General features: G+C 54.9%; 26 protein-coding genes. 12 read left to right on the forward strand and 14 right to left on the reverse strand.

Annotation, left to right across the window (positions count from 1 at the left end; translation table 11 throughout):
* Positions 1 to 198: 198 nt before the first annotated feature.
* From rpsI to zapE, 3 genes are all read right to left on the reverse strand, one after another.
* Positions 199 to 588, reverse strand: a complete 390-nt coding sequence (gene rpsI / locus HZS52_RS19245; protein ID WP_022523918.1) for a 30S ribosomal protein S9 — start codon at positions 586 to 588, stop codon at positions 199 to 201.
* 13 nt (positions 589 to 601) lie between these two features.
* Positions 602 to 1030: a 50S ribosomal protein L13 gene (gene rplM, locus HZS52_RS19250; RefSeq protein ID WP_022523919.1), complete on the reverse strand. Its 429-nt coding sequence runs from the start codon at positions 1028 to 1030 to the stop codon at positions 602 to 604.
* Positions 1031 to 1215: 185 nt separating this feature from the next.
* Positions 1216 to 2412, reverse strand: a complete 1197-nt coding sequence (gene zapE, locus HZS52_RS19255) for a cell division protein ZapE (RefSeq protein WP_022523920.1) — start codon at positions 2410 to 2412, stop codon at positions 1216 to 1218.
* A 210-nt stretch (positions 2413 to 2622) separates the two neighbouring features.
* Between zapE and HZS52_RS19260 the strand changes: the two genes are divergently transcribed.
* Positions 2623 to 3081, forward strand: coding sequence for a Z-ring associated ZapG family protein (locus tag HZS52_RS19260; protein ID WP_190373411.1), 459 nt, complete (start codon positions 2623 to 2625; stop codon positions 3079 to 3081).
* A 59-nt stretch (positions 3082 to 3140) separates the two neighbouring features.
* On the opposite strand, the gene HZS52_RS19265 is transcribed toward HZS52_RS19260, so the two are convergent.
* Positions 3141 to 3902 carry a Nif3-like dinuclear metal center hexameric protein gene (locus HZS52_RS19265; protein WP_138800072.1) on the reverse strand — a complete coding sequence of 254 codons (762 nt, stop codon included), beginning with the start codon at positions 3900 to 3902 and terminating at the stop codon, positions 3141 to 3143.
* Positions 3903 to 4030: 128 nt separating this feature from the next.
* Here HZS52_RS19265 and HZS52_RS19270 point away from each other — a divergent pair, with 128 nt between their 5' ends.
* The gene (locus tag HZS52_RS19270) at positions 4031 to 5296 is read left to right on the forward strand and encodes a Do family serine endopeptidase (RefSeq protein ID WP_022523923.1); all 1266 of its coding nucleotides are present in this window, start codon (positions 4031 to 4033) and stop codon (positions 5294 to 5296) included.
* A 46-nt stretch (positions 5297 to 5342) separates the two neighbouring features.
* Here HZS52_RS19270 and hisD read toward each other — a convergent pair whose 3' ends face one another.
* From hisD to HZS52_RS19315, 9 genes are all read right to left on the reverse strand, one after another.
* Positions 5343 to 6659: a histidinol dehydrogenase gene (hisD, locus tag HZS52_RS19275; RefSeq protein WP_022523924.1), complete on the reverse strand. Its 1317-nt coding sequence runs from the start codon at positions 6657 to 6659 to the stop codon at positions 5343 to 5345.
* 25 nt (positions 6660 to 6684) lie between these two features.
* Positions 6685 to 7338, reverse strand: coding sequence for an ATP phosphoribosyltransferase (gene hisG / locus HZS52_RS19280; protein WP_022523925.1), 654 nt, complete (start codon positions 7336 to 7338; stop codon positions 6685 to 6687).
* A gap of 61 nt (positions 7339 to 7399) precedes the next feature.
* A complete protein-coding gene (gene murA / locus HZS52_RS19285) occupies positions 7400 to 8662 on the reverse strand; it encodes a UDP-N-acetylglucosamine 1-carboxyvinyltransferase (RefSeq protein WP_022523926.1) in 1263 nt (420 codons plus the stop codon).
* A 10-nt stretch (positions 8663 to 8672) separates the two neighbouring features.
* Entirely contained in the window at positions 8673 to 8924 is a 252-nt protein-coding gene (locus tag HZS52_RS19290; protein WP_022523927.1) for a BolA family protein, read from the reverse strand.
* Between the two features lie 93 nt (positions 8925 to 9017).
* Entirely contained in the window at positions 9018 to 9356 is a 339-nt protein-coding gene (locus HZS52_RS19295; protein ID WP_190373412.1) for an STAS domain-containing protein, read from the reverse strand.
* Positions 9353 to 9994, reverse strand: coding sequence for an MlaC/ttg2D family ABC transporter substrate-binding protein (locus tag HZS52_RS19300; protein WP_081742670.1), 642 nt, complete (start codon positions 9992 to 9994; stop codon positions 9353 to 9355). The genes HZS52_RS19295 and HZS52_RS19300 overlap by 4 nt, the downstream gene beginning before the upstream one ends.
* Positions 9995 to 10084: 90 nt before the next feature.
* Positions 10085 to 10549 carry an outer membrane lipid asymmetry maintenance protein MlaD gene (gene mlaD, locus HZS52_RS19305; protein WP_022523930.1) on the reverse strand — a complete coding sequence of 155 codons (465 nt, stop codon included), beginning with the start codon at positions 10547 to 10549 and terminating at the stop codon, positions 10085 to 10087.
* A gap of 16 nt (positions 10550 to 10565) precedes the next feature.
* Complete coding sequence (mlaE, locus tag HZS52_RS19310) at positions 10566 to 11366, reverse strand: lipid asymmetry maintenance ABC transporter permease subunit MlaE (RefSeq protein WP_035539165.1); 801 nt, start codon at positions 11364 to 11366, stop codon at positions 10566 to 10568.
* A 67-nt stretch (positions 11367 to 11433) separates the two neighbouring features.
* Positions 11434 to 12246, reverse strand: a complete 813-nt coding sequence (locus tag HZS52_RS19315) for an ATP-binding cassette domain-containing protein (protein WP_027959086.1) — start codon at positions 12244 to 12246, stop codon at positions 11434 to 11436.
* Positions 12247 to 12572: 326 nt separating this feature from the next.
* On the opposite strand from HZS52_RS19315, the gene HZS52_RS19320 reads away from it, so the two are divergent.
* The 10 genes from HZS52_RS19320 (at position 12573) to HZS52_RS19365 (ending at position 19773) form a co-directional block, all read left to right on the forward strand.
* Complete coding sequence (locus HZS52_RS19320) at positions 12573 to 13559, forward strand: KpsF/GutQ family sugar-phosphate isomerase (protein ID WP_190373413.1); 987 nt, start codon at positions 12573 to 12575, stop codon at positions 13557 to 13559.
* A 52-nt stretch (positions 13560 to 13611) separates the two neighbouring features.
* Positions 13612 to 14154, forward strand: a complete 543-nt coding sequence (locus HZS52_RS19325; protein ID WP_190373414.1) for a KdsC family phosphatase — start codon at positions 13612 to 13614, stop codon at positions 14152 to 14154.
* Positions 14155 to 14724: an LPS export ABC transporter periplasmic protein LptC gene (lptC, locus tag HZS52_RS19330; RefSeq protein WP_022523935.1), complete on the forward strand. Its 570-nt coding sequence runs from the start codon at positions 14155 to 14157 to the stop codon at positions 14722 to 14724.
* An 11-nt stretch (positions 14725 to 14735) separates the two neighbouring features.
* A complete protein-coding gene (lptA, locus tag HZS52_RS19335; RefSeq protein WP_190373415.1) occupies positions 14736 to 15251 on the forward strand; it encodes a lipopolysaccharide transport periplasmic protein LptA in 516 nt (171 codons plus the stop codon).
* Positions 15252 to 15262: 11 nt separating this feature from the next.
* Entirely contained in the window at positions 15263 to 16012 is a 750-nt protein-coding gene (gene lptB / locus HZS52_RS19340) for an LPS export ABC transporter ATP-binding protein (RefSeq protein WP_022523936.1), read from the forward strand.
* A gap of 129 nt (positions 16013 to 16141) precedes the next feature.
* Positions 16142 to 17557 carry an RNA polymerase factor sigma-54 gene (locus HZS52_RS19345; protein ID WP_190373416.1) on the forward strand — a complete coding sequence of 472 codons (1416 nt, stop codon included), beginning with the start codon at positions 16142 to 16144 and terminating at the stop codon, positions 17555 to 17557.
* Positions 17558 to 17654: 97 nt separating this feature from the next.
* Positions 17655 to 17963 carry a ribosome hibernation-promoting factor, HPF/YfiA family gene (hpf, locus tag HZS52_RS19350; protein ID WP_007114683.1) on the forward strand — a complete coding sequence of 103 codons (309 nt, stop codon included), beginning with the start codon at positions 17655 to 17657 and terminating at the stop codon, positions 17961 to 17963.
* 4 nt (positions 17964 to 17967) lie between these two features.
* A complete protein-coding gene (locus tag HZS52_RS19355; RefSeq protein WP_039859784.1) occupies positions 17968 to 18438 on the forward strand; it encodes a PTS sugar transporter subunit IIA in 471 nt (156 codons plus the stop codon).
* Positions 18439 to 18525: 87 nt separating this feature from the next.
* Positions 18526 to 19458 carry an RNase adapter RapZ gene (gene rapZ, locus HZS52_RS19360; protein ID WP_190373417.1) on the forward strand — a complete coding sequence of 311 codons (933 nt, stop codon included), beginning with the start codon at positions 18526 to 18528 and terminating at the stop codon, positions 19456 to 19458.
* A gap of 45 nt (positions 19459 to 19503) precedes the next feature.
* Positions 19504 to 19773, forward strand: coding sequence for an HPr family phosphocarrier protein (locus HZS52_RS19365; RefSeq protein ID WP_027959080.1), 270 nt, complete (start codon positions 19504 to 19506; stop codon positions 19771 to 19773).
* A gap of 17 nt (positions 19774 to 19790) precedes the next feature.
* Here the strand turns inward: HZS52_RS19365 and pmbA are convergent, their stop codons facing one another.
* The gene (gene pmbA / locus HZS52_RS19370) at positions 19791 to 21131 is read right to left on the reverse strand and encodes a metalloprotease PmbA (RefSeq protein ID WP_190373418.1); all 1341 of its coding nucleotides are present in this window, start codon (positions 21129 to 21131) and stop codon (positions 19791 to 19793) included.
* Positions 21132 to 21184 lie beyond the last annotated feature (53 nt).

Consider the following 21184-nt stretch of genomic DNA (forward strand, 5'->3'; position numbering starts at 1 on the left):
TCCCATCAGCTTACCCGTTCCGCCACAAAGGCGTCTTGCGGCGACGAATATTAATTACGCTCTATGGTAAAAAAACAAAGCGCTGTGCACAAGAACAACCGCTCGTGACCATAGTGGTACGAGCAATATAATTTTTTGATATTCCAATAAAAAACGCCCAGGTCGATGACCTGGGCGTTTTTCCGCATAGCGTAAAAATTAACGCTTCGAGAACTGCGGACGACGACGTGCTTTGCGCAGACCGACTTTCTTACGTTCAACTTGACGTGCATCACGCGTTACGTAGCCAGCGGCACGTAGCGAAGGACGCAGGTCTTCATTGTAGTTCATCAGGGCACGTGTAATGCCGTGACGGATCGCACCAGCTTGAGAAGAACCACCACCACCAGCGACAGTCACGAAGATGTCAAACTGGTTCAGGGTTTCAGTCAGTTCAAGCGGCTGGCGAACAACCATACGACCGGTAACACGACCAAAATAGAGGTCAAGGTCTTGGTTGTTGACAGTAATTTTGCCAGAGCCCGGCTTCATAAACACGCGAGCGGTGGAAGTCTTGCGGCGCCCGGTACCGTAATACTGCTGTGTCATGGCGAAGATTTCCTCAGAGGTTCAGTTCAAGCGGCTGTTGGGCAGCATGCGGATGCTCGTCGCCAGCGTACACTTTCAACTTCGTGTACATGGCACGGCCCAAGGGACCTTTCGGCAACATACCTTTAACGGCAGACTCAATGATACGCTCGGGCGCATGATCAAGCATTTTGTCGAATGTCATAGAGCGCAGACCGCCCGGGTAACCAGTGTGGCGGTAATAGGTTTTAGCCTTCGCCTTATTACCAGTTACGTGGACTTTCTCTGCGTTGATCACGACGATGTAGTCGCCAGTATCAACGTGAGGGGTAAATTCGGGCTTATGCTTGCCACGTAGGCGGCGAGCAATCTCGGTTGCCAGACGACCGAGCGTTTTGTCCGTAGCGTCGACTACATACCAGTCGCGCTGGACGGACTGCGGCTTAGCACTGAACGTCTTCATGGATGAAATCACCAGATTAAATGTATTGGGTGACTTACACCGTTGTACGGCGAAGCACCATCCCTATTCTTTTTGGTTGCTGGTTTAACCCAGCAACATGCAGCGAGGCGGCATTCTACAGTAAGGCTACTGACAAGTTAAGCCGTATCGTGACTTTTTTTACTGAGCCGACACCCCGTCAGGCTTTAAGGCTTATGCGCCAGCGCCAAGTACTCCTTGGACTGCATCTCTTGTAGACGCGACAAAGTCCGCTGGAACTCGAACGTGAGCTTGCCATCGCTATACAGCTCTTCAATCGGCGCTTCCGCGGACATCAGTAGTTTGACGCCACGATCATAAAACTCATCGACCATATTGATGAAGCGGCGTGCCTGATCATCCTGCTTGGCATTCATACGCCTCACATTGGAAACCAGCACTGTATGAAACTCCCTGGCCAGTTCAATATAGTCATTTTGACTGCGCGGCCCGTCACACAGCTCAAGAAACTCAAACCAAGCGACATCATCATGCAGCCGACGCGTTTTCAACACACGGTGGTTTACCTCTAGCGACGCCTCTGACTCGCCTTCGTGCCCGGCTATTTCCCGAAAGCTGCGCGATAGTTCGCGCTCAGCCGCTTCATCCAGCGGCGAGTAGAAGATGGCCGCACGCTCCAATGCGCGCAGTCGATAATCCACCCCAGAATCGACATTAACCACCTCACAATGACGATTCACAAGCTCAATGGCTGGCAAAAAGCGCGCCCGTTGTAGGCCATCTTTATATAAATCATCAGGTACGATATTAGAGGTCGCCACCAATACCACTCCGCGCTCAAATAACGCCTCTAGCAAGTTGGCAAGAATCATCGCATCGGTAATATCTTTGACGAAAAATTCATCAAAGCAAATAACCCGCGCCTCAGTAGCAAACTTACCCGCGATTAGGGTCAGTGGATTCTTTTCACCTTTATAGTGGGTCAGCTCGTTATGGACACGCTGCATAAAGCGGTGAAAATGGGTACGCATTTTGTCGGGAAAGGGCAAGGCTTCATAAAAGGTATCGACCAAGTAGGTTTTGCCCCGCCCTACCCCACCCCAAAAATAGAGGCCTTGGATATCGGGCAAGACAGGCTCATCAGCCAATGAGGATTTCTTGCCCATGAAACCCGCCATCTTGGCTTTTAACCCTTTATGGAGCCCCTTATTCGCAACCAGAGCTTTGGGAACGGTTGTTGGCGCAGCGACAAGCTCATCATAGAGCCGCTGTAGATGCTTTACTGCCAACTCCTGCGCTGCATCATATTGAAAATCATCGCGCTCTAAGTCCGCCCGATAGCGCTCTATAGGCGATGCAGGGCGCGTTTTTGACGATGCCCTACTCGCAGTTGTTGATGACATGCACTCGCCTCCCACAGCATGTAAGGCAGCCGCCAGTACATTACTGGCAACCTTGAAAAGGTTGTGATTATACCTGTAGAGACATCTAAGCGCATGAGCGGATTGACCCAACCGGCTGAGTGACGCCTATAATGGCAGCCTGTTTGATTCTTAAGCTGCTAGCATATGCAGCCTCTAAATCATTATATTCAAGGCGCCAGGGAGAACACTGTGGACGCGAGCTCACCATTAACGTTTGCCATAATCGGTTTTATCGTCGGCCTGATCATTGGAGCGGTTGCTTATCGCCTCTTCAGCAAAAGCCAGCGTGAAGCGGCTTCCATGCGCCAAAAGCTACTCGAACGCGAGCACCAGATTGCCGAGATGAAGAGCAGCGTGGGCAGCCATTTAACGGGTATTTATCAACGCCTAAGCAATATCCGCGATGAAGCCAACCAGCTTGAGCTTCAACTGAAAGAGGACGCCGCGGAGTGGGATATTCGCGACGCTGCTATTCAGCCTAGCCTTGATCTCTCGGGTATCGATCCAGCGCGCGAACAGCAGACGACGGCAGACGCCAGCACCCCTTCGACGCCACGTGACTACGCGGATGGTAAGGGCGGCACGCTGTCAGAAGACTTTGGCTTGAAGAGCAATGAGGCGGCGACACCACAGCCACCGCGCTACTAATAATGATTGATCAGCCCCGGCTTCCATCATCGGCGATCCGGGGCATTTCATTTAGTGTGTTAAGCAGGATTATCAATATCCACAAAGCGGTGCTCAACGTCATACTCATCGCTTAGCCACTCGCCCAGCGCCTGAACACCATAACGTTCAGTGGCATGGTGCCCGGCGGCGATATAATGAATACCCATCTCCCTCGCCAGGTGAGTGGTTCGCTCGGATATCTCACCCGATACAAATACCTGTGCGCCCGACTCATAGGCGTCGGTGATCATGTCCTGCGCACCACCGGTACACCAGGCGATGCGCTCAATATCTCCCACCTGCGGGGCTTCAATGACCAACGGCTTGCGCTGCAAGGTTTGCGCTATTTGCGCTGCCAGCTCACTGACTGAGTGTGGCTGCGGTAATCGTCCTGACCACAAAAGCCCCTCCCCCAGCGCGCCATCAATGCATCCCTCTACTTTCCACCCCAAGTGACGGGCTAACTCCGCGTTATTGCCCATCTCGGCATGCGCATCCAGAGGCAGATGATACGCTAACAGACTAATGTCATGATCAAGCAGGGTTTTAATCCGCCGCTGCTTCATACCAGTAATCGCCACGGGCTCGTTTTTCCAAAAGTAACCGTGATGCACCAGCACCATATCTGCCTGCCAGGCAACGGCTTCGTCCAGCAGCGCTTGGCAGGCAGTAACACCGGTCATGATGCGCTTGACGTGCTCACTGCCCGCCACCTGTAAGCCATTAATGGTAAAATCTTTAAACTCTGCCGCACGCAACTGATGGTCACAAGCCGCTACTAGTTGATCACGATGAATCATATTGAGTCCTTTATTGATTTAACCGCACCCGTGAGGTAGCTGCTAAGAAAGTGTTACCATAAAACCATTGTAAAACTCGCTGCTTTATATCGCGAACAGCGAGACTGACCCGTTAAGGAATTGATTGCATGCGACGCTACGTGCTGCCTTATCTCTGGCCTGTTATCACTGGCGTACTGCTCGCGGTGGTGATTCTCTTCGCACTCCCCGAGCAGTTGCCCAACCCGTTTCGTGACTCGTCGCCTCAAGCCCCCCAAGTCGCCGCGCCGGTCATCTCGACGACACCAGAAGTGGTAGAACCCAACCCTAGTCGCCCTGCGCCTGAAATTCATCAGGCAGCGCCGCTTTCCCGGAACAAAGGCCCCGTCAGCTATGCTCAGGCAGTGGAGCAAGCCGCGCCGGCGGTAGTAAATATCTACTCATCGCGCATCGTTGAGCGCGACCAGCACCCACTGATGTCAGATCCATTTTTTCAGCAATTTTTTGATAACCAGGGAGATGACGCGACGACCCATCAACGCATGCTCTCAAGCTTGGGCTCTGGCGTTATAGTCAGTGAGGACGGCTACGTACTAACCAATCACCACGTCATCAACGGCGCCGATGAAATCCAGGTCGCTCTGCGCGACGGACGCGAAACCCTGGCAGAGGTGATCGGCACAGATCCTGAAAGTGATTTAGCCGTACTAAGAATTAACCTGGACGATTTGCCAGTCATTGAACTCACAGACTCAGCCGACGTAGCGGTAGGCGACGTAGCGCTCGCTATTGGCAACCCTTTTGGTGTCGGCCAGACGGTCACCATGGGTATTATTAGTGCCACGGGGCGCAATCATTTAGGGCTAAACGCCTATGAAGACTTTATTCAAACAGATGCGGCTATCAACCCGGGTAACTCAGGTGGCGCGCTGGTCAATCCTGAGGGCGCCATGGTCGGCATTAATACGGCTATTTTCTCGCGCTCAGGTGGCTCCCAAGGCATTGGCTTTGCCATTCCTGCCAACCTTGCCCACAGCATTCTGGATGAACTGGTCACTCAAGGACGGGTAATTCGTGGCTGGTTAGGCATTGAAGCGCAAGCACTATCACGGGAACTGGCAGCCTCTTTTGGACTGCAAACACCCCAAGGTGTGATCGTCGCGGGGGTTGTCAGCGGAGGGCCTGCCGCGGAAGCGGGGCTAGAGCCAGGCGATGTGCTTCTCTCTGTCAATGGCCAGCCTATTCTGGATGCCCGCACCACGATGAGTGAAATCGCCTCTATCGCACCCGGCACCTCGCTACCACTCACCATCGTCCGTAGCGGCGAGCGCCTGGAGATGACCCTCGAAGTGGGCGAACGCCCACTCCCTACCATCCCAATTAATGAAGAGACTCCTGGCCCACGCGACTCGTAGCCTGTTTACAAAACGCGCTGGCGTAGCGCAAAGCGCATTGGCAGTATCAATCGCGAATCCGGTACTCCGCGGAGCGGGCGTGGGCGGTGAGTGATTCACCTCGCGCCAATACCGAGGCGATTTTGCCCAGCTCAGAAGCACCGTCTGCGGAGCAGTGAATAATCGAAGAGCGCTTCTGGAAATCGTAAACCCCCAACGGTGAAGAGAAGCGCGCCGTGCCAGAGGTAGGCAGCACGTGATTTGGCCCGGCACAGTAATCACCCAGCGCCTCGGCGGTGTAACGCCCCATAAAGATTGCCCCGGCATGACGAATATCGTCTAACCACGTCTCGGGGGCAGCCACCGAAAGCTCCAGGTGCTCAGGAGCAATCCGGTTAATCAACGTAATCGCTTCTTGGGCGTCCTGGCAGAGCACTAACGCTCCTCGCTTACGCAGCGACTCACGCACGATCTCTTTGCGCTCTAAGGTCGGCAGTAACCGCTCAATTGCCGACTCCACAGCATCTAAGTGTCCGGCATCCCAGCTCACCAAGATCGCCTGGGCATCTTCGTCGTGTTCGGCTTGAGAAAATAGATCCATTGCCAGCCAATCGGGATCAGTCTGACCATCGGAAACCACCATAATCTCCGAGGGCCCGGCAATCATATCAATTCCCACCTGACCAAATACTGCACGCTTCGCCGTGGCCACATAAATATTGCCCGGCCCAACTATTTTATCGACTCGAGGAACACTTTCAGTGCCGTAGGCAAGGGCGGCTACGGCCTGAGCGCCTCCGATGGTAAACACATAGTCGACTCCCGCCAAGTGAGCCGCTGCCAGCACCAACTCATTGAGCACGCCATCCGGCGTAGGCACGACCATAACGATTTCGCGCACGCCGGCCACATGGGCAGGAATCGCATTCATCAGCACTGACGAGGGATAGGCAGCTTTGCCGCCAGGAACATAAATACCGGCGCGATCCAGGGGGGCAACTTTCTGCCCCAGTACCGTGCCGTCTGCTTCTTCGTATTGCCAGGAGCTGGGCTTCTGACGCTCGTGGTAGCACTTAATCCGCTCGGCGGCGCTGGAAAGCGCCTCGCGCTGCTCAGCAGGCAAGTTATCAAACGCTCTTTTCAACTGCTCGGGCGTTAACTGCAATTCGTCCATCGAGGTAGCCGCAAGTCGGTCAAAACGATTCGTGGCTTCCACTACCGCAGCATCGCCGCGCTGCTTTACACTGGCAAGAATTTCTTCGACCCGCGCCTGCACCGCTTTGTCAGACACCCCTTCCCAATCTAACAGCGCATCAAGTCGATGGTTAAAGGCATCATCGCTTGTCGATAGGCGTGAAATCGTTGCAGTCGTCTGTTTGCTCATGGGTTCACTCATGGGTCACCTCACATCATTCGGCAAGCTGGGTCTGACGCTTTTTGACCGCACTGTCCAAGCGCTCTAGTAACGGCTTAATACGCTCATGCTTCATGGTCATGGCGGCCTTATTCACCACCAGCCGGGTGCTGATATGGGCAATAAGCTCACGCGGCTCCATACCATTCGCCCGCAGGGTATTGCCAGTATCGACGATATCGACAATTTCATCGGCGAGATTCATTAACGGCGCCAGTTCCATAGCGCCATAAAGTTTGATCACCTCAGCCTGAATTCCCTGCTCGGCGTAGTAGCGTCGCGCCACGTTAACAAATTTCGTTGCCACCCGACGCCGGGCACGGGCTGGCAACTGGCCGGTCACACCCGCGGTCATCAACTTACAGCGGGCAATTTCCAAATCCAACGGCTCATAAAGCCCTTCGGCACCGTGCTCAAGCAGCACATCTTTACCTGCGATACCGACATCGGCTGCCCCTAGCTGAACGTAGGTGGGCACGTCGGTGGCACGGATAATCACCAGTTTTACGTCGGGCAAGTTGGTATCAAATAGCAGCTTACGACTTTTGCTTAAATCCTCTGCAGGTGTAATACCCGCATCGGCCAGTAGTGGCAGCGTCTCTTCCAGAATACGGCCCTTCGAGAGGGCTAAAATCAGTTGCTTACTCATCGTGTTGCCCAGTGGTTATTAGCATGCAGGGGCTTAGCAGCAGAGACTCAGTAGAAATGGTCTAGCCAGGAATACGGCGAATGCGCGCACCCAGCAGCTGCAATTTCTCTTCGATACACTCGTAGCCACGGTCAATGTGATAGATGCGGTCTACTAGAGTTTCCCCCTCGGCCATCATGGCCGCAATCACCAGCGAAGCCGACGCGCGCAGATCGGTTGCCATTACCGGTGCACCGGAAAGCTTCTCGACCCCCTCAATCAAGGCGGTGTTGCCCTCCAGCACGATATTGGCGCCCATTCGGTTAAGCTCTTGAACATGCATAAAGCGGTTTTCGAAGATCGTCTCGACCACCCGAGAGTGCCCCACGGCCACAGCGTTCATGGCCACGAACTGCGCCTGCATATCGGTTGGGAACGCTGGATAAGGCGCAGTACGAATATTCACCGCCTTAGGACGCTTGCCGTGCATATCCAGGGCGATCCAGTCGTCTCCACTGGTGACTTCCGCACCCGCCTCTTCCAGCTTGGCAATGACCGCGTCCAGGATATCGGCCCGGGTGCGCTTGACCTTCACCCGTCCGCCAGTCATGGCGGCGGCAACTAGAAAGGTGCCTGTCTCGATACGGTCGGGCATGACATCGTGCTCGCAACCGTGCAGTTTTTCGACGCCTTCGATAGTAATGGTGTCAGTGCCTTGACCGCAGATTTTAGCGCCCATTTTGATCAAGCACTCAGCCAAGTCGACAATTTCAGGCTCGCGGGCAGCGTTTTCCAGAACGGTTTTGCCATCGGCTAGGGTCGCCGCCATCAGCAGGTTTTCGGTACCGGTCACTGTCACGGTATCAAAGTAGATAGTTGCCCCTTTTAGACGACCGTCCACCCGCGCGCGGATATAGCCAGCCTCAACGCGAATCTCCGCCCCCATGGCTTCTAAACCGCGAATATGCAAATCCACCGGGCGCGAGCCAATGGCGCAACCACCGGGTAGCGATACATCGGCTTTACCGAAGTGGGCAAGCAGAGGGCCCAACACCAGTATCGAGGCACGCATTTTCTTAACCAGCTCATACGGTGCGTGACACTGAGTGACTTGGGAGCCATCCAACTGAATACTCAGCTTTTCGCCCATCACCGGCTCAACGCCCATGCGGCCGAGCAGTTCTAAGGTGGTGGTAATATCCTGTAAGTGCGGCAAGTTACCAATCACCACGGGGCCATCGGCCAACAGGCTGGCACACAGAATAGGCAGCGCCGCATTCTTAGCGCCACTCACCCACACTTCACCGTCTACCGATCCATTGCCGGTAATGATTAATTTATCCATGGGGCGACCGTTATTGAACGTTTTCCGGTGCAGTTTGCCACTGCACCGGGGTAAACGTTTTGATGCTAATAGCGTGGAGCGCACCCGAGGCGATCTCATCGCTCAGCGCAGCGTAGACAAGCTGCTGACGTTTGACCGGAGAGAGACCTTCAAAGGCATCGCCAACCGCAATCACCTGAAAATTACAGCCTTCACCCTGGATATGGAACTGACATCCGTCGATACGGGATTCAAGCAGTGCTTTTACCTCGTTGGGTTGCATGGCGCAGAAAACTCCTTTGGGGTCATCGTTATTAATGAACGTAATTGGGTCGACATAATAAAGAAAAGCAGTGCGCTTGGCGATGCCGGAGCGTTAAATGGCCAGAGTAGCCGCAGGCTGATCAATCAAAGCATCCAACTCAGCCAGGGAGGCAAGTCGGCGTAGCGGCGCTGAAAAAAGAATGGCTTGGATATGGATACCGCGCTGCCGACAAATTCGAAGCCATTCAAACAGCACGCTAATGGCAGCGCTGCTAGCCTTCTCAATGCGACCAAAGTCTAAGCTAAGCGAAGTTAGCTCGGTGTGCTTGAGCCATTTAACACCACAGGCGGCCAAATCGGCCGCCAAGGATACCTCCACATCACCTTCCACCAGCAAGGTAGTGTTTTCTACACTAACCGTTACACTGAGGCGTGAAAACAGCACTGTCACGCATCGCCTCCCTGCTCAAGCTCTTCAACGCCCACTTCAGGTGACCATCCGTCAATAACCGCGTCATAATCACGATTGTTATCGCGCATGGCTTGGTCAAACTGATTGCGGAACGTCAGACCCAGATTAATACCGTTAACGATCACGTTAACCACCCGCCACTCGCCGTCGGAGAGTCTCAGGCTATAGCTTACGGGGTACACCTTGCCGTTATTGGCCACCACTTCCATGGCAACGCTGGCCTGGTCGTCATAGCGCTGAGCCTGCTGGGCATTCAGCACCCGCAGCTCATCATAATCAAACGTCACCAGTCCGCGGGTATAGGTATCAATCAGCGTTTGGCGAAACACATCGACAAAACGACGGCGCTGTTCCGGGGAAGCGTTGCGGAAGTAGTTCCCCATCACGCTGGCCCCGATATAGCGGAAATCCGCCACTTGTTCGAGGTTGCTATCCACTAACGCCTCAAGCTCGCTAAGATTATTGGCGTAATAATCCTTGCGACCTTCGAGCTCCGACATCAGTGACTCAACGTTATCGCGAATCATTGCTTCTGGCGTCTGAGACTGCGCCTGTGACTGCAGTGGCACCATTAACGCCGCCATCATCATTACCACCAATAACCAACGACCCATCATCAAGTTCACTCCATTCATAACCATCATCTCCCCACCCGGTATTGCACTGGGCCCGTTATTACACTGGATTAGTGCCTGCCGTTTGAAACACTAGTTAGTTGCCATATTGGACACAAACTGCTGGATAAGTTCTTCCAACACCAGCGCCGACTGGGTGTCACGAATCGTATCGCCATCCTCAAGCATTTCAGGGTCGCCGCCCACGCTAAGGCCAATGTACTGCTCACCTAATAAGCCTGCAGTCAGGATCGAGGCAATCGAGTCTTTGGAGAGCTGACCCTCAAGCTCGCTATCCAGGCTAAGAACGACCCGCGCATCGAACCACTGCGTATCCAGCTCAATGGCTTCTACCCGCCCCACTGTCACACCCGCCATGGTGACCCTGGCACGGGGTTTTAAACTACCAATATTGGCGAAGTTGGCCTCTAACTGAAACGACTGCGTGGGCGCTGAGAGCGTCAGTCCACTCACACGTAGGCCGAGGAACACCAGCCCCAGAATGCCCGCCACCATAAACAGGCCCACACCGAACTCCATGGTTTTACTGCGTTTCATGAAACTGCTCCAGCCATTAAAGGCCGCCAAACATAATGGCGGTCAACACAAAATCAAGCCCCAATACTGCAAGCGACGAATACACCACCGTGCGCGTAGTAGCGCGGGAAATGCCTTCAGAAGTGGGCACCAAATCATAACCTTGAAATACCGCGATCCAGGTCACCACCAAAGCAAATACGGCGCTTTTGATCATGCCGTTACCGATATCACTGATAAAGGCTACATTGGCCTGCATGTTGCTCCAGTAAGAGCCCTCGAAGACGCCTAGCCACTCCACGCCCACCAAGTAGCCGCCCCAGATGCCCACGACACTAAACCCAACCGTTAAAATAGGCAGTGACACAAAGCCTGCCCATAGGCGTGGCGCCACCACGCGGCGCAGTGGGTCAACACCGATCATCTCCATGCTGGTGAGCTGCTCTGTCGCTTTCATTAAACCGATCTCGGCGGTGAGCGCAGATCCCGCCCGGCCAGCAAACAGTAGTGCTGCCACCACTGGGGCTAACTCCCTCAATAGCGACAGTGCCACCATTTGTCCCAGCGCCTGCTCAGCCCCGAAATCGACCAAAATGGTATAGCCCTGCAGTGCCAGCACCATGCCGATAAACAGCCCCGACACCAATACAATGGCTAACGAAAGCACGCCCACAAAGTGCATCTGGTGCAACCATAATCGCCAGCCTTCCCGGGAAGGCACGCCGACCACCGACTGGAATAGAAACACGCCCGCTCGACCCAATGCTTCCATTAAGTCGCACCCTCGGCGCCCCAGCCGTGTAACACGTGCGGCGCTATTAGAGAACTTTGACTGCATTAACTCTGCCCTTTATTTACCCTGCATTGGTGCATTTAAGCGCCTTATGTCACCCACTCTAGCGGTTCTATTTAACCGGAGCCCCGCCCAGAATATCGCGATAAAACGCCTCAGCGGGGTAGTGAAATGGTACCGGCCCATCAGGTTCGCCATGAATAAACTGGCTAACCCGGGGATCTTGATTTGTGTCCAGGGTTTGCGGTGTGCCATGGGCTACCACCTGGCCATCGGCGATCAGATAGAGATAGTCCGCAATGCTCAAGGTCTCCTTGATATCATGGGAGACCACCACCGAGGTTAGCTGCAGCGCTTGATTAAGGCGCTTGATTAGCTGCACCAACACGCCCATAGAGATGGGATCCTGACCAACAAACGGCTCATCATACAAAATCAGTTCTGGATCCAGCGCCACCGCACGAGCCAATGCGACCCGGCGCGCCATCCCTCCGGACAGCTCCGCAGGCGTTAAGTGTCGCGCTCCACGCAGGCCGACCGCCTGTAGCTTGAGCAACACCAGGTCACGCACCATAGTATCGGGCAAATCCGTATGCACCCGCAGCGGAAAGGCAACGTTTTCAAACACATCCAAATCAGAAAACAGCGCACCACTCTGAAACAGCATTCCCATCCGCTTGCGTAGCGTGAATAGCGCCTTCCGGGACAGTTTATGAACATCCTGCCCATCAATGAGTATTCGACCACTCTCCGGGGTTAGCTGGCCGCCGATCAGCTTCAGTAGCGTGGTTTTACCGGTACCACTTGGCCCCATGATCGCGGTTACTTTACCCCGCGGTATGGTCATATTCACACCACGGAAAATTTCGTGATCGCCACGCGAAAAGTAAAGCTCTTCAATTTCTATAAAGGGTGCATCTGTCATGGATCAGTTGACTCTTAACGAGGCGCGACTAAAGCTGTATAGCATACCCTACTTGCGGCTATCGCAATTAGAAAACAGCGTTTCTAAAACATTATCGAACATTGTACTATAACGCTACAAGGCATTACTGCACGAATGGGCTTTCCTATTGTTCAGGGTTATCAAAGTTGCAAAGGCTTGCTTACCCTCGCCTAAACCTGCTCTCGGCCCTGGTGATGCGGGTATGCCCCCCAGGGAGTCGCCTCAATTACTGCCTATTAGAGGTGTCGAGATGTTATTCTTACCGGTTACTACTTTTATATTTTCATTTGTTAAGAGAAAACGCTATGCGCCAGCCTATCGCCCCCTCCAGCCTACTACGTGAAAGCGCACTGCGTACGCTACAAATCGAGCAGGCAGCGATTGGAGGCCTTCAGGCTAAGCTAGACGAAAGCTTTGATCGCGCCTGTGAGCTAATTCTCGCCTGCCAAGGTCGTGTAGTGGTGACCGGTATGGGCAAGTCGGGGCATATTGCTGGCAAGCTAGCGGCGACACTTGCCAGTACCGGCACGCCGGCTTTTTTCGTTCACCCCGGCGAAGCCAGCCATGGCGATCTAGGCATGATTACCCGCGCAGATGTAGTGTTGGCGCTCTCTAACTCGGGCGAAACTGCCGAAGTCACTGCTCTGCTACCACTGCTTAAACGCCTGGGCACACCGCTGGTCAGCATGACGGGGCGACCCCACTCCACGCTTGCCAAGCACGCTGATGCGCACCTAAACAGTGGCGTTGAGCGTGAGGCTTGCCCGCTCGACCTCGCCCCCACCAGTTCCACCACCGCGGCTCTCGCCCTGGGTGATGCACTGGCGGTTGCGTTACTGGAAGCACGCGGCTTTACCGCTGAAGATTTTGCCCTCTCCCACCCCGGCGGCAGTTTAGGCAAGCGCTTACTGCTACGCGTTAGAGACCTCATGCACGACGGCGCACGCCTGCCCCAGGTCGCATTGGGCAGCCCGCTGCGCGACGCATTACTCGAAATTACTCGGCAAGGGCTTGGCTTTACCTGCGTAGTGGATAGTGAAGGACGATTAGCCGGGGTCTACACCGATGGCGACCTACGCCGCACACTGGATCAATTCCATAATCTGCGCGACGTGCTCGTTGATGATGTCATGACTCGACCGGGCAAACGCATAGGCCCCGACATCCTGGCGGCCGAAGCGGTACGCATCATGGAAGAAAGCCGTATTACCGCGCTAGCGGTGGTTGATGAACAACAGCGCCCAATTGGGGCTCTACATATGCACGACCTGCTCGCCAGCGGCGTTATTTAACCCAGCGGCGTCAACACGACCTGCTTTACGAACTGATTGATATGGAGGTTCTATGACCCTACCTGCCTCGCTACTCGACCGACTCCGCCGTGTACGCCTGCTAGCACTGGATGTTGACGGCGTCCTTACCGATGGGCGCCTCTACTTTCAGGCCGATGGTATCGAAATCAAAGCATTCCACACCCAGGATGGCCACGGGCTAAAGCTTCTCAAACGTGTGGGCGTACATGTCGCGTTGATTACCGGGCGCGACTCCCCCATGGTTAGCCAACGCGCGGCGGCACTCGGCATTGACCATGTTCACCAAGGCTGTGAAGACAAGCTGGCCACACTTCGCGGGCTCTGCCAGCGCCTCGATATTGAACTAGAGCAGGTGGCTTATTGTGGCGACGACCTACCCGACCTAGCGGCTATCAAACGTTGCGGCGTCGGCATTACCGTGCCAAACGCGCCGGACTATATGCATACCCACGCCGACTGGACTACCCAACGCCTGGGTGGCCACGGTGCCGTACGTGAGATCTGCGATACGCTGCTTGAATCTCAAGGACACTGGGGCGCGGTGCTCGACACCTATCTGCACGGCCGCACGTAAATGTTTAAACGCTTTAAAGTACGCCTCTGGTTAGCCGGGCTAGTCATCGCACTAGGGATTCTGCTGGTATGGCTTGACCCCCGCGGGCCTCAAGACACCAGCATCGATCCCGAAGCACAGGCTCAGGAACCTGGCCACGTGCTGGAAAATGCTGAGATTACCCTATTCGGGGATAACGGCAGTGTCATGCAGTCGCTAAAAACACCGCGCCTTATCCATACCCCGCAGCGCAGCGAAACCTGGACGGAAGAGCCCGAGGCAGTACTGTATGACAGCGAAAACCGTCAGTGGCTGGCCAGCGCCGATGTAGGCACGCTCAACACCGCTACCCAAGCCCTGCTGCTGTCAGGCTCGGCTCGACTGTTTGCACCAGATGAAGGCTGGCAGCTAGATACCGAGCTACTGCACTATGATGGCCTCGAGCAGCATGCATGGAGTGACACACCGGTATTGATGCAGCAACCGCCGCAGCAAATGAGCGCTTCACGTATGGACGTTTGGCTTAACACCAGCCAGGTTCGCTTAACGGATAATGTGCGCGGCACGCACCCCCCAGCCACACAACGCTAATAGGAACCGCCATGAAAGCCATTATTTCCCCAGCCCTGCTCTACACTGCACTGTTCGGTTTAGCGATACCTTTATCAGTATTAGCCCAAACCAACTCATCTTCCCAGACCCCAGTGGAAGTGGAAGCCGACCGTTTAGATCTTGATCAGCGGGCAGGCACAGCTGTTTACACTGGGGATGTGGACATTCGCCAAGGCGAAATGCAACTGCGCGGCGAGCGGGTAGAGATCAAACGTAACGACGCGGGCGAACTCTCGACAGCCACCGCCACCGGTGAGCGCGCCTACTTGCGCCATCAAGGCGAAGGGCAAGATGGCCCCACGGAAGGCTGGGCGCGGCGGATTATTTATCACGTCGCCGAGCGTCGCGTAGAGCTGATCGACCAAGCCGAACTGACCCAGAAAGAGGACACCTTTAGCGGCGGTCGCCTTGAGTATTTTATTGACCGAGAAGTGATTCAAGCGCGCTCTGACGTTGACGGCAGCGAGCCCCAGCGCATACGCATGACCCTTCAGCCTGAACAATAGGGAGCTTAGCTGTGGCCACTGCTGACACTGCGCCGATCAAAACCCTTTATGCCCACCACCTGGCTAAAAGCTACAAACGCCGCCGAGTGGTCAAAGACATCAATCTGGAGATCTCCCAAGGCAGTGTCGTTGGCCTTTTGGGCCCCAACGGCGCGGGCAAAACCACCTCATTTTATATGATTGTTGGGCTGGTCAAATCCGACGCTGGCAAGGTGGGTATCGACGATGTGGATTTAACGCGCGCCCCCATGCACGAGCGCGCAGCCGCGGGGATTGGCTACCTACCTCAAGAGGCGTCTATTTTCCGCAAACTCTCGGTTGCCGAGAATATTATGGCGATACTCGAGACCCGCAAAGAGCTTAACCGCAGCGACCGCGAGCAGCGTCTGGAAGCGCTACTCGAAGACTTCCATATTACCCATATTCGCGACAACCTGGGCATGAGCCTTTCGGGCGGCGAGCGCAGGCGTGTAGAAATAGCCCGCTCGCTAGCCACAGAGCCCGCTTTTATTCTGCTCGATGAGCCTTTTGCGGGCGTTGACCCCATCTCGGTAGGTGAGATTAAAACCATCATTCGTGCACTGAAACAGCGCCATATCGGCGTGCTGATCACCGATCACAACGTGCGTGAAACACTAGATATTTGCGACATCGCCTATATCGTCGGCGATGGGCAAATTATCGCCAGTGGCTCACCCGCCTCGATTCTCACCAACCAAAAAGTAAGGGATGTGTATTTGGGTGCCGATTTTCGCCTGTAATGTTTTTGCCTTAATCGCCCCTAAATAGCGCTTTAAAACAACTTTACTACCAATGGCATGCTTATTGCACTTGCGCCAAGCACTCACTCGCACTAGGGTGGAGCATTCTGATTAACGAGTGGTTCTCAGATGGTCATGAAAGCTTCTCTCCAACTGCGTATCGGCACACAGCTGACCATGACGCCCCAGTTGCAGCAGGCCATTGCGCTGCTGCAACTCTCTACGCTGGATCTTCGTCAAGAAATTCAGCAGGCCCTTGATGCCAATCCCATGCTGGAGCAGGAAGATGAGTTTAGTGAGCAGGCTGTCAGCGAGCCTAAGGAAGAAGAGTGGTCAGAGAGCATCCCTACTGAGCTCTCGGTAGATAGCGACTGGTCAGATACCTATCAAGATATGGGAAGCCAGGGGGGCAGCAGCAGCGAAGGCCCCGACTTTGAGCGTCAGGCAGCCGGTCAGAGCCTGCATGGCCACCTGCTGTGGCAACTCGCCATGACCGATTTTAGCGCTCGCGAGCAGCTTGTCGCGGAAAGTTTAATCGACGCGCTAGACGCCAACGGCTACCTGACCCAGCCGCTCAACGACATCCGTGAAGGGCTTCGTGCCCAGAGCATTGACGGGCTAAGCCAGCGCGAAGTGGAAACCATTCTACTCAAGCTCCAGCAGTTTGAGCCGACCGGCATATTTGCCCGTGACTTGCGTGAATGCTTGATGCTGCAGCTCGCCGCCCTCCCCGATGATACGCCACTGCTGGTTCCCGCCCGCCGTTTAGTGCGGCAGTTTCTCGAAGCGCTTGGCAAAGACGATATGCGCCTGCTGAAACGCCGTCTAGGGCTCGACGACGAACAGCTGGCCGATGTCATCCTGCTTATTCGCAGCCTAGACCCACGGCCAGGCAGCGCTTACGGCGACACCGACGACAGCTATGTCACCCCCGATCTAGTCGTCCGCCACGATAATGAAGGCTGGCATTTAGAGCTCAACCCCGAGGCCCTGCCACGACTGCGCATTCAGCCCGACTACGCCAGCTTGATTAAGCGTGCGGATAAAAGCGATGACAACCAGTTTCTCAAAGAGCACCTCCAGGAAGCGCGCTGGTTGATCAAGAGCCTTTCTAGCCGAAACGATACGCTGCTGCGTGTTGGTCGCGAAATCATTACCCGCCAGATTGGCTTTTTAGAGCACGGCGAAGAAGCCATGAAACCACTGATACTGGCCGACATTGCCGAAGCCGTGGAGATGCACGAGTCGACTATTTCACGGGTAACGACGCAAAAATATATCCATACACCCCGTGGTGTGTTTGAACTCAAATACTTTTTCTCAAGCCAGGTGAGCGGCCAAGATGGCGACAGCCACTCCAGCACCGCCATCCGGGCACGACTCAAGAAACTGATTCAAGAGGAGCCGCCCGGCAAGCCACTTTCAGACAGCCGCTTAGTGACGCTATTAGGCGAAGGAGGAATTCAAGTGGCGCGTCGTACGGTGGCGAAATACCGTGAAGCCATGGGCATTCCCTCTTCCAGTGAACGGCGTCGTTTGCGCTAACTGCGTTAACGTTTCAGGGAAACTCTCGACAAGGGCTTTGCAACGCGGCAAAAAGGGTTACAATCGAAGTACAGTCCGATGGATAAGGAGCACGTCAATGCAAGTAAATATCACTGGTCATCACGTAGAACTGACTGACGCCTTGCGTGACTATGTCAACGAAAAGCTTGAGCGTGTAGAGCGCCATTACGACAATATAACTACGGTGCAAGTCACCTTATCAGTGGAGAAAGAGCGCCAGCAGGCCGCCTGTACGCTGCACGCCGCAGGTGCTGACTTACATGCGGAAGCCCTAGACAGTGATATGTACGCCGCTATCGACGCACTAGCGGACAAAATCGACCGTCAACTCGTTAAACACAAGGAAAAAGCACAAGCTCGCGCCCAAGGCGCCGGTGTGCGTTAATTCAATGACGTTGGAAACCATACTCCCCCCGGAACGCGTTCTGTTCGACGTCCCCGGGGGCAGCAAAAAAAGGGTGCTGGAGTTTTACAGCACCTTTATCGCCCAAAATATTCCCAGCCTGGACAGCCAAGAAGTGTTTAGCCGTTTAATCGGCCGCGAGCGCTTAGGCAGTACGGGTATTGGTAACGGCGTGGCTATTCCTCATGCGCGTAGCCCCCACTGCAACGCCCCTATCGCTGGATTTTTAAAACTGGCTGAAGCGATCGATTTTGACGCTATCGACGGCGACCCGGTAGATCTGGTGTTTGTCCTGTTGGTACCCGAAGAGGCAGATGACACGCATCTCTCACTACTGGGTCAGGTAGCGACCATCATGAATGATGCGGACACGCGCCAGCAACTGCGTAAAGCAGCCAGCCAGCGCGAACTGCTTGAGCTGATTACCGCCAAAATTCGCGAGCAATCAGCGGCCTAAGGGCCTGAAACCCTGTTCAGGGCAGATCATAGCAGGTTATTCGCTCACCACCCTCAACGCAGCTTGATCAAAGCAAAGAGAGACTCTATGCAACTGGTGATCATTAGCGGCCGCTCCGGGTCAGGTAAATCTATCGCCTTGCAAGCGCTGGAAGATCTTGGCTACTACGCGATTGATAACCTCCCAGCTATGTTGCTGGGGTCGTTGGTGGATGAACTGCGTGACCAGGGCGACCGGGCACATTTAGCGGTGAGTATTGATGCCCGCAACTTGCCGGGAGCTCTGGAGCGCCTGCCCTCTTTATTAGACGAGTTGCGCCAGCGTAAAATCGACTTTCAAGTTATTTACCTGACCACCGATGCGCGCATACTGCTTGAGCGTTACTCAGCAACGCGTCGCCGTCATCCGCTGACCCGCGATAGCGAAATGACGCTGGAAGAGGCGATCAATAAAGAAGAGACGACGCTGGAAGATATTCGCGATCTGGCCGACCTATTGATCGATACATCACGATTATCGGTGCACGATTTACGCCGTCGCATTACCGACCAAGTAGCCCATCAGCGGCGCGACAAGCTGACGCTAACGCTGGAATCGTTTGGGTATAAACGCGGCGTACCGTTAGACGCCGACCTGGTCTTCGATGTGCGCTGCCTGCCAAATCCGTACTGGGATCCCACGCTGCGCCAGTTCACTGGCCGCGACGCGGAAATCGTGGCTTTTTTGAGCAGCTATCCGATTGTTGATGACATGAGCGACGACATTTTGGCCTGGCTAGAGCGTTGGCTACCCGCTTACCAGAATAGCCAACGTAGCTACATGACTATCGCGATTGGCTGTACTGGTGGTCAGCACCGCTCGGTCTATATGGCCGAGAAGTTAGCGGAAAAATTGACTCCTATCATGGGCGAAGTTCAACTTCGCCACCGCGAACTGGGCCTGCACTACACCTTAAGCGAACAATTGGCCGCTCCCCTCGTCAGCGCTTCCACACCTAACGAGCGGCCAGAGACCTCTTAAGCGCGTCTATCCATTAATGACACCACTCGGCGAAAAGGAACCAGGGTGCCAGAACGCATACTTACACTTACCAATCAACGCGGGCTACACGCTCGCGCGGCGACAAAACTGGTCAAATGCGGCCAACAGTTCACGGCAAAAATACGCGTTTACAAACAGCAACAGGCTGCCGACGCCGCCAATATCATGTCACTGCTGATGCTTGCCGCACCTTGTGGCACCGAGCTTAGAATCACCGCCGAAGGCGATGACGCCGAACAGGCGCTTGAAGCGATTCAAGCGCTGTTCGACGCCCGCTTTGAGGAGGATCAGTAAGCTGCCGCTTGTGCTTGTTAGTCCCCCGCCACGGTCATGGCATCAATCAACCAGCTACCCGTGTGAACACTGCCACGGGTATCGGTATCATCGCCAATACCTACTAAGCCAGCAAACATCCGCTCCAGGTTTCCGGCAATGGTGAACTCTTCGACCGGGTACTGCACCTTTCCATTTTCGATCCAAAAACCTGCTGCACCGCGGGAATAGTCACCGGTCACACCGTTGACACCTTGGCCCATCAACTCAGTCACCCAAATACCCCGCCCCATCTCTTGCAGCAGGCTTTCGCGTGATTGCAGTGGCGTTGCTAAACGCACGTTACGTGCCCCACCGGCATTGCCCGTGGTTTGCATATCGAGACGACGAGCGCTGTAAGAAGAGAGCATATAGCTGGCAATTCGTCCCTGATCGATAAAGCGATTATTGCGCGTTTGCACGCCCTCGCCATCAAACGGTGAGCTTGCCGTGGCGCCAATCTCCATTGGCCGCTCTTCGAGACTAAACCAGTCGGGAAACAACGGTGTACCGAGCCGGTCGCACAAAAACGAGGCCTGCCGGTAAAGCGCACCACCGGCTAACCCACCAAGCAAGTGGCCAATCAAGCCACTGGCCAACGATGGGTCAAACAGCACCGGAAAGGTGCCCGTTGGCGGCCGTTTAGCGCCTAGCCTGCGCAGCGTACGCACCGCTGCTTCGCGCCCCACCTCAGCGGGGTTACGCAGCGCCTTGGGGTCACGGGCAGAGGTGTAGTCATAATCACGCTGCATACCGCTCGCATCTTGGGCAATCAGCATGCAAGAAAGAGAGTGACTACTACCCTTTTGGGTACCTAAAAAGCCGTGGCTATTGGCGTAAACGCGCACCCCTTCGCCACTGGAGAGAGACGCGCCATCTGACTGTGAGATGCCGTCAACGTCTCGCCCCGCCTGCTCGCAGGCAAGCGCTAACTCAATCGCCTCATCCGTTGTGAGCGCCCAGGGATAGTGCACTTTTAGATCGGGCAACTCAGTAGCCATAAGGGAGGCATCGGCCAATCCTGCGGCCGGGTCTTCGCCGGTATAGCGGGCAATCGCCAGCGCTTTCTCTACGGCTGCCTGGATCGAGGCACTGCTGGCATCAGTGGATGAAGCGCTGCCTTTACGTTGACCCACGTATAGCGTGACAGCAATGCCTTGGTCACGGGATAACTCAACCGTTTCAACTTCGCCCAGGCGTACGCTAACGCCTATACCCTGATCGACGCTTGCGCCTACTTCGGCAGCATCCGCGCCCAAGCGCTTCGCCAGCGCTAACGCCTCTTCGGCGCGCGCGGTCAATAGCGACTGCTGCGCGGATGCATCAAATGCCTGTGCCATATGGCCTCCTATTTCAACCGAATGTCTCTCAACCAAAGTCTTGCAAGAGAGTG

Origin of the sequence: Vreelandella titanicae (assembly GCF_014697095.1) — a bacterium.
Classification (GTDB): domain Bacteria; phylum Pseudomonadota; class Gammaproteobacteria; order Pseudomonadales; family Halomonadaceae; genus Vreelandella; species Vreelandella titanicae.

Coding starts and splice junctions, on each gene's coding strand:
- rapZ (WP_190373417.1), top strand. CDS start 18,526: ATGCAACTGGTGATCATTAGCGGCCGCTCCGGGTCAGGTAAATCTATC.
- murA (WP_022523926.1), bottom strand. CDS start 8,662: ATGGATAAATTAATCATTACCGGCAATGGATCGGTAGACGGTGAAGTG.
- rpsI (WP_022523918.1), bottom strand. CDS start 588: ATGACACAGCAGTATTACGGTACCGGGCGCCGCAAGACTTCCACCGCT.
- hisD (WP_022523924.1), bottom strand. CDS start 6,659: ATGAGCAAACAGACGACTGCAACGATTTCACGCCTATCGACAAGCGAT.
- HZS52_RS19300 (WP_081742670.1), bottom strand. CDS start 9,994: ATGATGGGTCGTTGGTTATTGGTGGTAATGATGATGGCGGCGTTAATG.
- HZS52_RS19355 (WP_039859784.1), top strand. CDS start 17,968: ATGACGTTGGAAACCATACTCCCCCCGGAACGCGTTCTGTTCGACGTC.
- HZS52_RS19325 (WP_190373414.1), top strand. CDS start 13,612: ATGACCCTACCTGCCTCGCTACTCGACCGACTCCGCCGTGTACGCCTG.
- pmbA (WP_190373418.1), bottom strand. CDS start 21,131: ATGGCACAGGCATTTGATGCATCCGCGCAGCAGTCGCTATTGACCGCG.
- mlaD (WP_022523930.1), bottom strand. CDS start 10,549: ATGAAACGCAGTAAAACCATGGAGTTCGGTGTGGGCCTGTTTATGGTG.
- lptA (WP_190373415.1), top strand. CDS start 14,736: ATGAAAGCCATTATTTCCCCAGCCCTGCTCTACACTGCACTGTTCGGT.
- mlaE (WP_035539165.1), bottom strand. CDS start 11,366: ATGCAGTCAAAGTTCTCTAATAGCGCCGCACGTGTTACACGGCTGGGG.
- lptC (WP_022523935.1), top strand. CDS start 14,155: ATGTTTAAACGCTTTAAAGTACGCCTCTGGTTAGCCGGGCTAGTCATC.
- rplM (WP_022523919.1), bottom strand. CDS start 1,030: ATGAAGACGTTCAGTGCTAAGCCGCAGTCCGTCCAGCGCGACTGGTAT.
- hisG (WP_022523925.1), bottom strand. CDS start 7,338: ATGAGTAAGCAACTGATTTTAGCCCTCTCGAAGGGCCGTATTCTGGAA.
- HZS52_RS19315 (WP_027959086.1), bottom strand. CDS start 12,246: ATGACAGATGCACCCTTTATAGAAATTGAAGAGCTTTACTTTTCGCGT.
- HZS52_RS19345 (WP_190373416.1), top strand. CDS start 16,142: ATGGTCATGAAAGCTTCTCTCCAACTGCGTATCGGCACACAGCTGACC.
- zapE (WP_022523920.1), bottom strand. CDS start 2,412: ATGTCATCAACAACTGCGAGTAGGGCATCGTCAAAAACGCGCCCTGCA.
- hpf (WP_007114683.1), top strand. CDS start 17,655: ATGCAAGTAAATATCACTGGTCATCACGTAGAACTGACTGACGCCTTG.
- HZS52_RS19270 (WP_022523923.1), top strand. CDS start 4,031: ATGCGACGCTACGTGCTGCCTTATCTCTGGCCTGTTATCACTGGCGTA.
- HZS52_RS19290 (WP_022523927.1), bottom strand. CDS start 8,924: ATGCAACCCAACGAGGTAAAAGCACTGCTTGAATCCCGTATCGACGGA.
- HZS52_RS19320 (WP_190373413.1), top strand. CDS start 12,573: ATGCGCCAGCCTATCGCCCCCTCCAGCCTACTACGTGAAAGCGCACTG.
- HZS52_RS19265 (WP_138800072.1), bottom strand. CDS start 3,902: ATGATTCATCGTGATCAACTAGTAGCGGCTTGTGACCATCAGTTGCGT.